Source organism: Pseudomonadales bacterium, assembly GCA_024234615.1.
Classification (GTDB): Bacteria; Pseudomonadota; Gammaproteobacteria; order Pseudomonadales; family IMCC2047; genus JAJFKB01.
In genome coordinates, this window is the sequence record JACKNY010000001.1 from 1,634,283 (window position 1) to 1,647,803 (window position 13,521).

Below are 13,521 nucleotides of genomic sequence, written 5' to 3' on the forward strand. Positions count from 1 at the left end.
CTTGCCAAGGTGTTTTGTTATTTTGGTTTTTTGTAGGTGTGTTTAGGTTGAGCGGTTTGTTCATTGGTTTCGTCTTAACCCCGACCATTAACTGGTTTTCATGTGGGGTGATGAAACCAGCGCTTTAGCAATATTTGTAAAGCGCCCTGCAAGTTGCTTTTAAATCGGCGCTATGGCAAATGTTAATCTATCTCGTTGTTTTGTCAATGATTTAGATACTTCAATAGAGCAAACAAACCGTTTGCCTTGTAGTAATAGCTACAAGGCCGAACAACTAACTCTATGTATTGCCAACAATCCATAAAAAGGCCCAAGCCCTGAAGCGGGAAGGCCTTTGCTCATTTCAAATCCATCCGTGCTATTTATAGTAAGTTACGCTCACTCGCTTTTATAAACTCACTCTTCAGCTCTTCGTAACTAGTCACGGAAGAAAACTGTGGGAATTCACGAATAACGTTCGCGGGTGCCCTAAAGAGGATACCGACATCCGCCTCAGAAAGCATACTGGTGTCGTTGTATGAATCACCAGCAGCAATCACTCGGTAATTGAGCTGGTGGAAAGCCTTAACCGATTGCCTTTTCGGGTCTGCTTGACGTAAAAAATAGTCATTGATATTACCTTGCTCATCAATACCCAAACGATGACAAAAGAGTGTCGGATATCCCAATTGGCGCATGAGCGGTTTGGCAAACTCATAAAAGGTGTCAGAAAGAATAATGACTTGGAAATTTTCATTGAGCCAGTCAACGAATTCTTTGGCACCTTCAAGTGGTGACATATTGTCAATAACCGCCTGCAAATCTTTAATGCCAAGATTGTGTTGTTTCAGTAGCCCGAGGCGTTGCTTCATCAGCACGTCGTAATCAGGGATATCGCGAGTCGTTGCTCTTAACGCTTCTATGCCAGTACGCTCTGCCAGGCCAATCCATATTTCAGGAATCAATACTCCCTCTAAGTCTAGACATGCTAGTTCCACTTCTCATCTCCAACGGATTAAAAAAAACGGCACTCTAACCTGTTATCTGGGCTGATTCAAGAAACAGCTGGGCTTTGAACCAGCAGAGTGGACGCAATTAATGCACGGGGAGTTTTATATGGCTAAAGATTTCGTCCACCTCAGCCTTATTCTGATGACGGAGACAATCATCAACCACTTCCGGCGTGAGGTGCGGCGCAAATAGCGTAATGAAGTCGTACATAAATTTACGCAAAAAGGTGCCCCGTCGAAATCCGATTTTAGTCGTGCTTGCTTGAAACAAGTGTTTTGCATCTAAAGAAACTAAATCCTGATCCAACACTGGGTCATGCGCCATACTGGCAATAATACCTACTCCTAGGCCAAGCCTTACGTAGGTTTTAATCACGTCAGCATCAGTTGCAGTGAACACAACCTTAGGCACTAGCCCTTTGCTAGAAAAGGACTCGTCAAGTTTAGAGCGACCAGTAAATCCAAATACGTATGTCACAATAGGAAACTTGGCAAGATTTTCCAGTGTTAAAGCCGAAGGCTGAGCCAGCGGGTGATTTTTAGGCACAATCACACTCCGGTTCCAGCGATAGCAAGGCATCATGACCAGATTGCCGAACAACTCCAAAGCTTCAGTAGCGATAGCGAAATCAACCTCTCCCTCAGAGGCCATTTCAGAAATTTGGATCGGGGTTCCCTGGTTCATGTGCAAGGAGACCTCGGGATACATATCAATAAACTTTTTTATCACGGGAGGCAATACGTATCTGGCTTGCGTATGCGTAGTGGCTATTGAAATACTGCCTTTTTTGGGGTCACTATGCTCCTGTGCAACCCGCTTAATCGTGGCTACCTGTTTTAGCACTTCACCTGCAAGTTTGAGTATATCCTCCCCAGCAGGCGTAATGCTGGTCAGATGTTTACCGCTACGCGAAAACACCTCTATACCGAGCTCATCTTCCAATAGTCGAATTTGTTTACTTATGCCGGGTTGAGAAGTGTAGAGACTTTGAGCTGTCGCTGACACATTAAGATCATGGTGCGCAACTTCCCAAATATACTTTAACTGCTGTAACTTCATTGCAGTCTCCTGAGCAGCTACTACATATACGGATAGGGTATAAAAATATAAGCAAATATTACTTTAAAGAATACACCGAAACCGCTAACTTTACCACCAACAAACTATTTCACCATTATCTTTTTCTCACCGCAGCTTAATATAAGGGCGCTTAAAAATATGGATTTCATTTTGTACGCCCTTGCTGGCGCTAGCGTCGGTTTCGCAGTAGGTATAACAGGCGTAGGCGGTGGTTCTTTAATGACCCCTTTGCTGTTGCTATTTGGTTTCCCCGCACACATCGCCATTGGTACCGATTTAGTATATGCCGCAGTCACCAAAGCAGGAGGTGTAATTGTTCATCGCCGCCTAAACACCATTCGATTACGGATTGTTCTTCTGCTTGCTTCGGGCAGCATTCCAGCATCCCTATTCACCATCTGGATGCTTAAGAGTTTTTTCCCTAGCCCCGAACATTATTCTCATATTCTGACCAGCAGTTTAGGCGTTATGTTGATCATTACTGGCACCGTGGTGCTGTTAAAGGGCCAACTCCAAAGACATGTTGAACTGGAGCCCGCCCGCTGGCAACTCTGGATACAACGTCATTCTCTTCCTCTGACGGTTATTATGGGGATTTTTCTCGGCGTATTTGTAACGCTCTCATCTGTTGGGGCCGGAGCATTCGGTGCAGCGATCTTGCTACTGCTCTATCCCAGGCTTCCTTCAATTCACGTGATAGGGACTGACTTAGCTCATGCTGTACCGCTGACCCTCATCGCCGGAACGGGCCACTTATTTCTAGGTAATGTTAACTTAGTTTTACTGGCCAGCCTACTGACAGGGTCATTACCGGCGATTTACGTCGGCACACGATTAGCAACCAAATTACCAGAAAAAGTTATTCGGCCACTACTGGCATCAATACTACTTCTGCTGGGGGCCAAGTATGCGTTTTTCTGAGTGCTCGTCTTAACGATAAAGATCAAAATTTTTCGGATTTTGCAGCTTAATCATGGGAACTAGAAAAACCGGTACCGATGACCTGCTCAGCACATGCTGTGCCACGGAACCCAGGACCGGCGAATCGGAAGGTTGCGAGTTGGCGCCAATAACAATTAAATCGGCCCGGCATCTCTGGGCCGTTTCAATAATGACATCCGCCGGTTTGCCATTAATGACTTGAATATCATTGATCAACTCCAGGTCGCAACTGCACTCTGCAAACTCATCCGCAAATGCATTTTCGACCTGTTCTCGTATTTTTTGCATGACATCATTAAAGCCCCGATGTCTTAACTCGGCCACTTCACTAACCGACATATAAGTAGTTAAAATGGATTCTGCGAAAACGCCCATTGGTTCGATCGCATGCACCGCATGCACCTGAGCGTCGTGCTTACTGGCAAGAGACATTACATGTTCTAGTAAATAGGGCGCGTATAATCCTAAATCCGTCGCATAGAGTATATTTTTTATCATCGGCACTCTGCTTGATTAAGTTCTGCTTGATTAAGTCTGGCGGGCTTTATATCAAGCATAGCAGCTGTCCCAAAATGCGCCTGGAATTCGTTACATTTTTTTTATATTTTCAGAGCGAATTCGACGCGGATTAATGGTTATAAACTAGCCTTTTGATTTTAAAGAAAATTTGATAATCAAGCTCAAAGCTCCCTTCCTTGAAAACGACCTGCTGACACCGCCATCGACTATAAACAAAGGCCCCCAGTCCACTTTCTACACAGACCACAGCGACACACCCCAATCTCCTGTTTTATAGGCTCTACCCTTACGATGATCTTGCCATAGAGACAACTACCCTTTACTGCTACAGGATTGAGGGTAAATTATTCTCATCTATGCATCACTGATATTTTTTGCCGTTATGAATTAGCCAACCGCCGACATGACGTCCAGCAGGATCATGGTGGGTCCAATGGATCACACCGCCCTTCTCATTCCATTCATATTCGCCATAAAAGTTAACCCTATCACCAATTTTGAGCGCATTTATACGCGGTGCTATATCGATATTATGAGCAACCAACAAAGTCAGCCCACTTTCTAGGGCCAGCAAAAACCGCTGGTGCTGACTACCCTCCAGATCGTCCTTAAGAATACGCTGCACTGTACCGGTTCCTGTGACCTGAAAATTGGTTTTACGGCTTTCAAAAGCCTCGTCCAGCACCCTGTCTTTGACTAATTCAGGGACATTCGCTTTGTTCTCAAACGCCACCTGATCAACAAATAAAGCAAAACCTGCCAATAAAAAAAGGCCTACAAAGCCAATTCTTTTTTTCATATTTTCACGCTGAGCCGTATATTTTTCACTTGAACCACCACCGTCGCCAATGAGCCAATAATACTCTCAAAGTTACTCTGAACAGATGCGAGGATGTTACCACGAAAGGGAGCGCGCACCCGAAAAGTAGCTTTGCACTCATATCTCTATTATCTAAACACTTATACTCGTTAAAAGCACCCGATCGGGCAAGCTTTAAAACGGGAACTTGGCTTCTTATATTAGGATCTAACCGTTAAAGCCGGCAAGCTTGCATCGAATAACTCTCGGTGCAAGCCTTTTGCGACTAAGGGAAATAGGGAGTATTTCGGTTTTAAGACAAGGTTACTCTTTCACAAGCGATACATCGAACACGCCCGCTTCTCTAGCGGCATCCGCGACTGACACAAAGGATTTAGCATGAGATTTGGCATGTGCCCGAACGATAACGGGGGCTTTAGGTCTTTCCGCGTGTAGACGCTCGATATTAGAGCGAAGCGCTCTCACATCAATGCGACGCCTTTCAATATAAAAATCATTTGCTTCACCTACTGACACAACAATCGCCGCGTTATCATCGCTGGGGGGCGCATTGGATGAGTCTGGGCGATCCACTTCGATACCAATTTCCTTAACAAAGGAAGCTGTAACAATGAAGAAAATCAGCATGATAAAAACCACATCCAGCATTGGGGTCAAATCTATCTCAGATTCTTCTTCACTACTTTTGTACATTGATCGGCGCATGTCCGACTCCTCTTATTTCTGTCTTATCTTTAATGTTCGACTGTTATTTAAACTTTCAACCGTTATTTAGACGACAGTCACGACACCTTTTATAAATTAAGTAGGCGATGATATACAAAAACTCGCCTCGAAGGCTACGTTTTTCTGAGGAATTAATCGCTATTGATAGATTAAACCCATTAATTATTATCGATGATGGCAGCCACAAAAACAAAACACCGTCTATTTTGAAATAATCGACGGCCAAACCTTTAAGATAATCGACCCACTCCCATTTGCCGTTTCAGTTGTTCGCCACGCCATGGGGCACATGCCCAGTGGGTACATGTTCACGCGCCGAATGACAATGGCCTTCTTGATCATCAAAAAACACATCGGCATTAAAAGCTCTTAAAAACTCACCTTTATCCATACCACCCAGAAAAATAGATTCGTCAATGCGCACCTTCCATGCCCGCAACGTTTTCACCACACGCTCATGAGTTGGCGCGGAACGCGCCGTAATAAGCGCCGTGCGAATGGGGCAATTACCCTCCGAGAACTCTGCTTGGATCGCATGCAACGCCGCTAAAAAAGGTTTAAATGGCCCACCGCTTAATGGCAGGTTAGCGGCGGCTCGCTCACTTGCCGTAAAAGCATCTAAACCCTGTGCTTTGTAGATTTTTTCCGCCTCATCGGAGAATAAAACAGCATCGCCATCAAAGGCGATACGCAATTTTCCATCACCCTTCGTTTGTGTTTTTGAAGGTAAAATAGTGGCCGCTGCATAACCGCTTTCTAGTGCTTGTCTAACATCTTCAGCATGGGTCGATAGAAATAACTGACTACCAAATGAAGCAACATAACGATATGGACTCTCACCTCCACAAAAAGCAGCGCGAGTGATAGCCAGTTGATAATGCTGAATGGAATTGAAGATGCGCAGACCAGTATCGGCGCTATTACGTGACAGCAGAATAACTTCAACCCGTGATTCACCTTCAAGTTTCTGGTTAATGCCCAGCAACTTCTGAACCAAAGGATATGCGTCGCCAGGCGCCAAGGGTTCTTCTTCGTGCGCAATTTGATATTCGGCGTAGGCTTTTAAACCCTGTTTTTGATACACTTCGTGGCTCTCGTTAAGATCGAAAAGGGCGCGTGAAGATATCGCCACCACGAGCTTTTTACTCTTATCCATAAAGCAAGCTCAGCAAAGGATTACGTACACCTTTTTAACATGAACCATGAAAAAATCATATAGCGTCCTAAAGGGTAATTGGAAACTGTCGTTGCAAGAAGATTTTCCCTTTACCCTAGGGAATCCCTAATTAATAAACAGAACTATTCGCATAATACGGCAACGCTGCACTACAGACAGACAAGGTTCTTGAGGATATAAAATGAAAGGCGTTTTTTTGGATACCGATTCAATCGCTCCCGCAGATTTAAATACTCTGGCTTTACAGAGTAGTTTGGATAGCTGGACCTTTTATCCATCAACTCTAGCTGGCCAGCAGCTAGAACGAATCAAAGATGCTGATGTGGTGATTACCAACAAAATACAAATCAATGCCGAGTTAATGCAAGCAGCCACCAAATTAAAGCTTATTTTAGTTGCCGCAACGGGCGCCAATAATATCGATTTAACCGCCGCTAAAAAGTATGGGATAGCCGTTGCCAATGTCCGCGGTTATGGACCGGCAACGGTTGCACAACACACATTCGCCCTGATTCTTGCGCTATCCACTAACCTGATTAACTACGCAGAAAACGTAAGGCAGGGACTATGGTCCAAAAATCATTTTTTTTGTTTGTTACATCACCCTATTACGGAGCTGGCCGATAAAAACTTATTGATTGTCGGCTATGGCGAAATCGGTAAAGCCGTGGCGCAGGCGGCTAAGGGTTTTGGCATGCAGGTCATGATTGCGCGAAGCTTGCGGGAATCTGCGCCTATTGATCAAACGAGAAAGCCGTTAGCCGAATTACTCCCTCTGGCTGATGTGGTTACTCTGCACTGTCCTTTGACACCAGAAACCAATAACTTGATAGACGCGGAGGCTATTGCCAGCATGAAGCCTTCGGCATTTTTGGTTAATGTCTCTCGTGGCGGACTCGTCAATGAAACAGCGCTCGTCACGGCACTCAAAAGCAATCAGATCGCTGGCGCTGGTGTGGATGTACTAACGGTCGAACCGCCAGTCAATGGTAATCCGTTGATTGATGAGCCCCTCCCCAATCTCATTGTCACCCCCCATTGCGCCTGGGGTAGCCGGGAGGCAAGGCAGCGCTTGGTCGACGAAATGGTACTTAATCTTCAAGCTTTTTTAAATGATCAACCTCGTAATCGCTTGGTGTAATTTTGAGTCCATTAAAACCCCTGTTTGACTTGTCGGTTATTGCACAGCTGTTTAGTGAAGACTTTGCCGATGGGCTTATTATTACGCCTAACCAGCGTCTTGCGGCGCAAGTCAAAGCCGCCTTTCACGATCAACAAAGTCGGTCAGGTGTGCTCGCCTGGAGCATACCAAAGATTTATCCCATAGAAGACTGGGTGCAGCGTTGCTGGCAAGAGTTAATCTTGCTTGGTGACAAGCGGGCTCTCGCCTTAACCCCGCTTACTCATGCACAAGAATTGCTGATTTGGGAACAAATCATCCGCCAGGATGGAGAAAGCCTCTTGCTTAAATACCAAGCTACCGCAAAATCAGTGATGGCCGCTTACCGGACTCTGACTCTATGGCAAACAACCATTGACCTGGCCTTTCAGGAACATCCCGATTGTGCAAGTTTCAGCGATTGGGCGAGCAGTTTTAAAGCATATTGTCAGCAGCACAGTTATATCGACTCAACCACTATTATCGCCTTTCTAGCAGAAGCTTTTGCCCGAAAACAGCTATCCTCCTGCAGCCAAATTTTACCACTGGGTTTTCAGCAAATACCACCGCTGTACGCGACGCTGCTAGAGAATACCGGAGCCAAACTACTTGAACCTAGCCAGAGAACAATGGCCTGCGAACGCTTCGCAGTCGTCAGCGACAACACAGAGCAAGAATTACGAATTGCTGCGCGTTGGATAAAGCAACAAATCCAACAGCGCCCAGCGCAGCGCATTGCGCTGGTTGTTGCTGATTTAAAACAACGTAGAGCACAAATTGAACGTATTTTTAATGCGGAATTCGAACCGCAATACATACTTCCCGGCACGGCGCGCTATCAAGCTCCCTACAATATCAGTGCTGGGGTTGCTTTAAGCAGTAATCCGCTCATCCATACGGCATTAGCCCTGCTACAACTACAGCAACAGGAAACACTTGCTGAGGATTGGTTCAATCTAATGCGTTCGCCTTTTCTATTTGAGCAGCACGTTTTTCAAGCATCCTTGTGCCAAGCGGAACTTGCCATTCGGAAAACAGGGTTCCCTCGACTAACGGCCAGCCAGCTCCAAAAAATACTCGAAACTATCAAGCAGCCCGATGATGCAATTACTGCCTGGCTTAACGCGCTATCGCCTTTAGCACTCTCGCGGCCAGAGGCCAAGGCCCCATTAACTCATTGGCTAAACACCTGGACGGAGCTCTTGGCGCTTTTTGGATGGCCCGGTTGTCGCCGTCTCGACAGCATCGAGTACCAGCAACTGAAACGCTGGCAAAGCGCATTAGATGAGTTTTTATCAATCTCTGATATTTGCGGCGAGCTGTCCCAGGAGAAAGCGATTCACCTGCTAACCGCCTTTCTATCCAACATCGAGTTTCAGGCCGAATCAACGCCTTCACCCATTCAAATTCTGGGTTTATTGGAAGGCGGTGGACTTTGCTTTGATGCAATCTGGCTATTAGGCGTAAACGATCACGCCTGGCCACAACCACCAAGCCCAAACCCCTTTATTCCAATAAACCTGCAGCGTGCAGTGAATATGCCTCACGCCAGCGCAAAGCGTGAATTAGCCTTTACGGAGGCACTCTTTAACGATTATCTGCATAGCACTAAAACACTGATCGCCAGTTATTCAATGCATGATCAGGATCAAACACTGCTTCCCAGTTACCTGCTTAAAGATTTCCCTTCTCTAGACGCCGCAGCATCGTTAACTGAGCCATACTCGCACCCCTATTACCAAAGGATATTCCAAACAAAAAATCTGGAAAAATCGACGGATACTCAAGCCTCACCTCTTGTTAATACCGATGACTCACTCAGGGGTGGAACGCAGATCCTAAAAAACCAGGCGGCCTGCCCTTTTAAAGCCTTCGCTGTACACCGATTAAATGCGTCCGAGTTAGAACTTTGCTCATATCATGTTAGCGCACAGCGACGTGGAATCATGCTTCATCGCGCACTTGAACTACTGTGGCAACGACTCCAAAGCTTGGCAGGGCTGAATAGCACACAACCCCTAGAACTCAGTCAGAGCATTAACAATGCGGCAACAAGCGCTGTGCTGAGCCAGGCTCGACAACGTCCGGATTTATTCGGACAAGCGCTGATCAGACTGGAAATTGAGCGGTTACAAAATTTAATCGCGCAGTGGCTACTGGTTGAACAAGCGCGTAGTGATTTTACCGTACTTGAAACTGAGTCGGCGGTAATTATTAACATTGCCGACACGCCATTAAGGGTGCGTATTGACCGGATTGACCGACTGGCGGACGGCAGTCTGCTTTTAATTGACTACAAAACCGGCAGCTGCAGCACAAAGGGTTGGCAAGGAGAACGCATCGACGAACCACAGCTACCTCTCTACTGCGTCAGTCTAGAAACGAGTCACTGGGGTAGCGAAGTTAGCGCCCTGGCTTTTGCTCAAATTAATATAGATAAGCAGGGCTTTGTTGGTGTTGCACAACAGAGCGGTGTCGCACCCGGCATTTATAGCCTGGAGAAAACCCGACACTGGGATATGCCTGTTGAGTGGCCCGAGCTGGAAACGCAATGGCGTTCCGGCTTAGAAAAATTAATGCGGGATTTTAAAGCAGGTTGCGCCAACGTCGATCCAAAGTCGCCTAGTGTTTGCCAATATTGTCATCTATCGGCTTTATGTCGTATTAATGACTCACGCAGTTTCGGACATCTTGACGCATGAACCAAGTCATTGACGCTCAACAACGCTTCCTCGCGCTAAGCCATCAACGTTCTTTCGCCGTCATTGCGCCAGCGGGCTCGGGTAAAACAGAATTGCTAACCAAGCGCGTGCTAACACTGCTAGCGCATGTACAAAGGCCGGAGGAAATATTAGCCATTACCTTTACCCGCAAAGCGGCTAGCGAGATGCGCCAACGTATTATGGAAGCACTACAGGAGGCGCACAAAGAAGCGCCCCAAACGCCACACAAATATGAACTTTGGCGACTGGCAAAAGCAGCCTTAGCGCAAGACCAACAACAGCAATGGCAGCTATTGCAAAATCCCGGTCGGTTGCGTCTTCAGACCATTGATAGTTTTTGTATGGCGCTGGTTCGTCAGATGCCGCTGATGAGTGGTATCGGCGGAGAAGCTGCTATTGCCGATGAGCCCGAACAACTTTATCAGCTGGCGGTCAGAAGTCTCCTCGCTCGCCTTGATGAAAAGAGTGCTGTTGGTGAAGATTTGGCAGATTTACTTAGCCACCTCGATAATAATACAGCACGTATTGAAATGCTTTTCTGCAACATTCTGGAGAAACGAGAACAGTGGCTAAGACATCTGGTGGGTAATCGAACGGATCTTGCTGCCTTTAAATCTTACCTAGAAAGCTGTCTGAATGAGTTGATCGAAGAAACCTTGCAACAGGCGGCAGCCCGTTTCCAACATTGGCAAGTACAACTAGCAGAAGTCGTACGATTTGCCGCCAGAAACCTGCATGCTAGTGGCGGTAATGGTCAATTCAGCGCCCTCAATCCTGACATGAGCAGCCTTCCCGGTACGGACGCTAGCGCATTAACGGACTGGCATGCTATCGCTGATTTACTACTGACAAAATCCGGCACATGGCGGGCGCGTTTAACTAAAAAGGAAGGCTTCCCCACAGCTACCAAAGCCCCTGAAAAGGCAATCTATCAACAGGCTAAAACAAACGCTTTAGAGTTCATTGATCAGCTAGCACAGCAACCGGATCACCTCCGTTGCCTGCTCGAAATTCGTGTGCTGCCAGCACCTAAGTATGATCATAAACAGTGGCGATTATTAGGCCGTTTGGCAAATTTGCTGCCAATCCTCGTCGCTGAGCTACTGCTTATTTTTCGGGAAAGGGGGGTAGTGGATTACCCTCAAATCACCATCGCCGCGCAGGAAGCCTTGGGGCATGATCAGGCGCCATCAGATATCGCTTTACTACTGGATTATCAGCTTAAGCACATCCTCGTGGATGAGTTTCAGGATACCTCTTCCGCCCAATTTGGGTTATTGTCCCGCCTCACTGATGGCTGGCAAAGGGGCGATGGCAGAACCTTTTTTATTGTTGGTGACGGCATGCAGTCCTGCTATGGCTTTCGGGACGCGAACGTCGGTCTGTTTCTCGCGGCAAGACAGTTTGGAATTGGTAACGCTGCATTAGAGCCCTTAGAATTGCAGGTGAATTTCCGCTCGCATCAGCCAATTGTTGATTGGGTCAACCAGACCTTTCGGTCAGCTTTTCCGGATCAAGACGATATCGCCCGCGGCGCCGTTAAATATTCCCCCTCCGTTGCCTACAACCGCACAGAGCATGAGCACGCTGTTAATTTCTACGCTTGTATTGAAGACCCGCTCCGTCAATCGGAAGCGCAACAAGTTGTTGCGCTGGTAGTGCAGGCAAAGCAAGAAGCACCTAGAGACTCCATCGCCATTCTCGTGCGTAACCGCTCCCATTTGCAGGCACTCATCCCCCTGCTTCATCGCGCCGGTATTAATTGGCAAGGGATCGATATAGAACCTCTTGCAAAACGTGCGCTGATCAGTGATGTATTAGCACTTACCAAGGCATTGCATAACTTTAACGATAGAGTCTCCTGGTTAGCCATACTGCGTGCGCCCTGGTGCGGCCTCAACCTCGCTGACTTAGAAGCTATCGCTGGTGGCATTGATGAAAAAATCAGTATTTGGGAAAGACTAAACTCGGAAACGGTCATTGCTCAACTGAGCGATAGCGCACAGCCAAGAGTGCGTCACCTGCAGGAGCTTTTTCAAACAGCATTGACGCAACGGGCGCGCAAGCCACTCCGATATTGGATCGAAGGAGTCTGGTTATCCCTCGGTGGGCCCGCAACAGCCGAATCAAGTCATGAATTGATACAGATCGATGCCTACTTCCAATTACTGGAGCAGCAAGAAGTGGGCGGTTTTATCCCGGACTTATCATTGTTCAGCGAGGCAGTAGCAAGAATTTACGCACAACCCCCCGAAATCACCAATGCCGTTCAAATCATGACTATTCACAAGGCTAAAGGGTTAGAGTTTGACCGCGTGATTGTTCTCGGCCTTGACCGTCCCAGCCGAGCGCAAACGGGTGAATTAATTTTATGGCATGAACGCCTTTCACAAAGTGGTGAAGCACAATTGCTCATCAGCCCTATCTCTCCGAAGGGTGAGGAAACTGATTCTCTTTATGCCTATTTGAAACAAGAGCAGTCCATAAAAGACCGTTTGGAAAATACCCGCTTACTTTATGTCGCCACCACCCGTGCTATCAAGCAATTGTCTTTACTTGCTTGTGTTAGGCATAACGAGGAAACCTCTGAACTCAGCCCACCGGCATCAGACAGCCTGTTAAGCTGCGCCTGGAATGAGTTGCAGCAGCAAGCTATTTGGCTCAGGCCTAAGCTTTCAGACGAAGATCAACCTGAAGCGGCCACAACTCCAAATAATGAGTTTATGCTGACTCGCCTAGCCAAAGAATGGGTAATGCCAGAGTTGCCCGCAGGTCAGTTGTTAAGTGAGTATCGTGGGCATGAATACCAAAATGCTTATTTGGATGATTCAACTTCACCACAGCAAGAGCAGGTTACAGCTGCGGTTAAACAAGTCTTACTTGGTATCGCTAAGCAAGGAACAGCGGCATGGTACCAATCAAAGCTGAGTGAGTTACCCAACATCATTGATCGCCTCACACACGAATCAACGATGAGTATTCAAAACAAAAACTTAATCCGTACCGCCATCACCAACACCCTCGAGCATGAATCAGGCTCTTGGTTACTTTCCAGCCAACATGAACAACGTCTTATAGACAAACCCGTTGGCTTCAAGCAAAACCACAGCATTACCACTCTTTCCATCCCCCTCAGTTTTGTTACCGCTGGCGAGCGCTGGATTGTTGAATTCGCCATAACCTCCGACGAAGCGGATATCTTTCAACTGCACAGGCAGTTAGAGCAGTATGCTCAAGCTATCGCTCAATTCGATGCTCTGCCTATTAAAAAGGCACTCTACTTTCCATTGCTAAAAAAACTGGCAGTGCTTTAATCAAATCCCGTAAAATCACCCATTTTCATGTCTACCCTGTTATACATTCGCTGCTTTTGCTATATCATATT

10 protein-coding genes are annotated in these 13,521 nt (G+C 46.7%); 4 read left to right on the plus strand and 6 right to left on the minus strand.

From position 1 onward, the window contains the following. Positions 1 to 362 precede the first annotated feature (362 nt). Together thrH and cysB are read right to left on the minus strand one after the other, a co-directional pair. A complete protein-coding gene (thrH, locus tag H6995_07500; protein MCP5214836.1) occupies positions 363 to 977 on the minus strand; it encodes a bifunctional phosphoserine phosphatase/homoserine phosphotransferase ThrH in 615 nt (204 codons plus the stop codon). A 97-nt stretch (positions 978 to 1,074) separates the two neighbouring features. Next, positions 1,075 to 2,049, minus strand: coding sequence for an HTH-type transcriptional regulator CysB (gene cysB / locus H6995_07505; GenBank protein ID MCP5214837.1), 975 nt, complete (start codon positions 2,047 to 2,049; stop codon positions 1,075 to 1,077). A 159-nt stretch (positions 2,050 to 2,208) separates the two neighbouring features. On the opposite strand from cysB, the gene H6995_07510 reads away from it, so the two are divergent. After that, entirely contained in the window at positions 2,209 to 2,991 is a 783-nt protein-coding gene (locus H6995_07510; protein MCP5214838.1) for a sulfite exporter TauE/SafE family protein, read from the plus strand. Positions 2,992 to 3,000: 9 nt separating this feature from the next. Here H6995_07510 and H6995_07515 read toward each other — a convergent pair whose 3' ends face one another. The 4 genes from H6995_07515 to H6995_07530 all read right to left on the minus strand — a co-directional run bounded on the left by H6995_07515 (position 3,001) and on the right by H6995_07530 (position 6,233). Then, complete coding sequence (locus H6995_07515) at positions 3,001 to 3,510, minus strand: universal stress protein (protein MCP5214839.1); 510 nt, start codon at positions 3,508 to 3,510, stop codon at positions 3,001 to 3,003. A gap of 382 nt (positions 3,511 to 3,892) precedes the next feature. Continuing rightward, positions 3,893 to 4,330, minus strand: a complete 438-nt coding sequence (locus tag H6995_07520; GenBank protein MCP5214840.1) for a DUF3465 domain-containing protein — start codon at positions 4,328 to 4,330, stop codon at positions 3,893 to 3,895. A gap of 324 nt (positions 4,331 to 4,654) precedes the next feature. Beyond that, positions 4,655 to 5,056, minus strand: coding sequence for a biopolymer transporter ExbD (locus H6995_07525; protein ID MCP5214841.1), 402 nt, complete (start codon positions 5,054 to 5,056; stop codon positions 4,655 to 4,657). A 283-nt stretch (positions 5,057 to 5,339) separates the two neighbouring features. Further along, complete coding sequence (locus H6995_07530) at positions 5,340 to 6,233, minus strand: 5'-nucleotidase (protein MCP5214842.1); 894 nt, start codon at positions 6,231 to 6,233, stop codon at positions 5,340 to 5,342. A gap of 202 nt (positions 6,234 to 6,435) precedes the next feature. Here H6995_07530 and H6995_07535 point away from each other — a divergent pair, with 202 nt between their 5' ends. From H6995_07535 to H6995_07545, 3 genes are read left to right on the plus strand one after another with little or no spacing between them, the layout of a single operon-like run. Beyond that, positions 6,436 to 7,395 (plus strand): D-2-hydroxyacid dehydrogenase, encoded by a 960-nt coding sequence (locus tag H6995_07535; protein MCP5214843.1) that lies wholly within the window; start codon positions 6,436 to 6,438, stop codon positions 7,393 to 7,395. 2 nt (positions 7,396 to 7,397) lie between these two features. After that, positions 7,398 to 10,115 (plus strand): PD-(D/E)XK nuclease family protein, encoded by a 2,718-nt coding sequence (locus tag H6995_07540; GenBank protein MCP5214844.1) that lies wholly within the window; start codon positions 7,398 to 7,400, stop codon positions 10,113 to 10,115. Next, positions 10,112 to 13,450 carry a UvrD-helicase domain-containing protein gene (locus H6995_07545; protein ID MCP5214845.1) on the plus strand — a complete coding sequence of 1,113 codons (3,339 nt, stop codon included), beginning with the start codon at positions 10,112 to 10,114 and terminating at the stop codon, positions 13,448 to 13,450. Before H6995_07540 ends, H6995_07545 begins: the two co-directional genes overlap by 4 nt. Positions 13,451 to 13,521: the final 71 nt, after the last annotated feature.

Excerpts from the sequence above, each read along its gene's own strand:
- H6995_07510 (MCP5214838.1), top strand. The coding sequence starts at position 2,209 with ATGGATTTCATTTTGTACGCCCTTGCTGGCGCTAGCGTCGGTTTCGCA.
- cysB (MCP5214837.1), bottom strand. The coding sequence starts at position 2,049 with ATGAAGTTACAGCAGTTAAAGTATATTTGGGAAGTTGCGCACCATGAT.
- H6995_07530 (MCP5214842.1), bottom strand. The coding sequence starts at position 6,233 with ATGGATAAGAGTAAAAAGCTCGTGGTGGCGATATCTTCACGCGCCCTT.
- H6995_07515 (MCP5214839.1), bottom strand. The coding sequence starts at position 3,510 with ATGATAAAAAATATACTCTATGCGACGGATTTAGGATTATACGCGCCC.
- H6995_07525 (MCP5214841.1), bottom strand. The coding sequence starts at position 5,056 with ATGCGCCGATCAATGTACAAAAGTAGTGAAGAAGAATCTGAGATAGAT.
- H6995_07535 (MCP5214843.1), top strand. The coding sequence starts at position 6,436 with ATGAAAGGCGTTTTTTTGGATACCGATTCAATCGCTCCCGCAGATTTA.
- H6995_07545 (MCP5214845.1), top strand. The coding sequence starts at position 10,112 with ATGAACCAAGTCATTGACGCTCAACAACGCTTCCTCGCGCTAAGCCAT.
- H6995_07520 (MCP5214840.1), bottom strand. The coding sequence starts at position 4,330 with ATGAAAAAAAGAATTGGCTTTGTAGGCCTTTTTTTATTGGCAGGTTTT.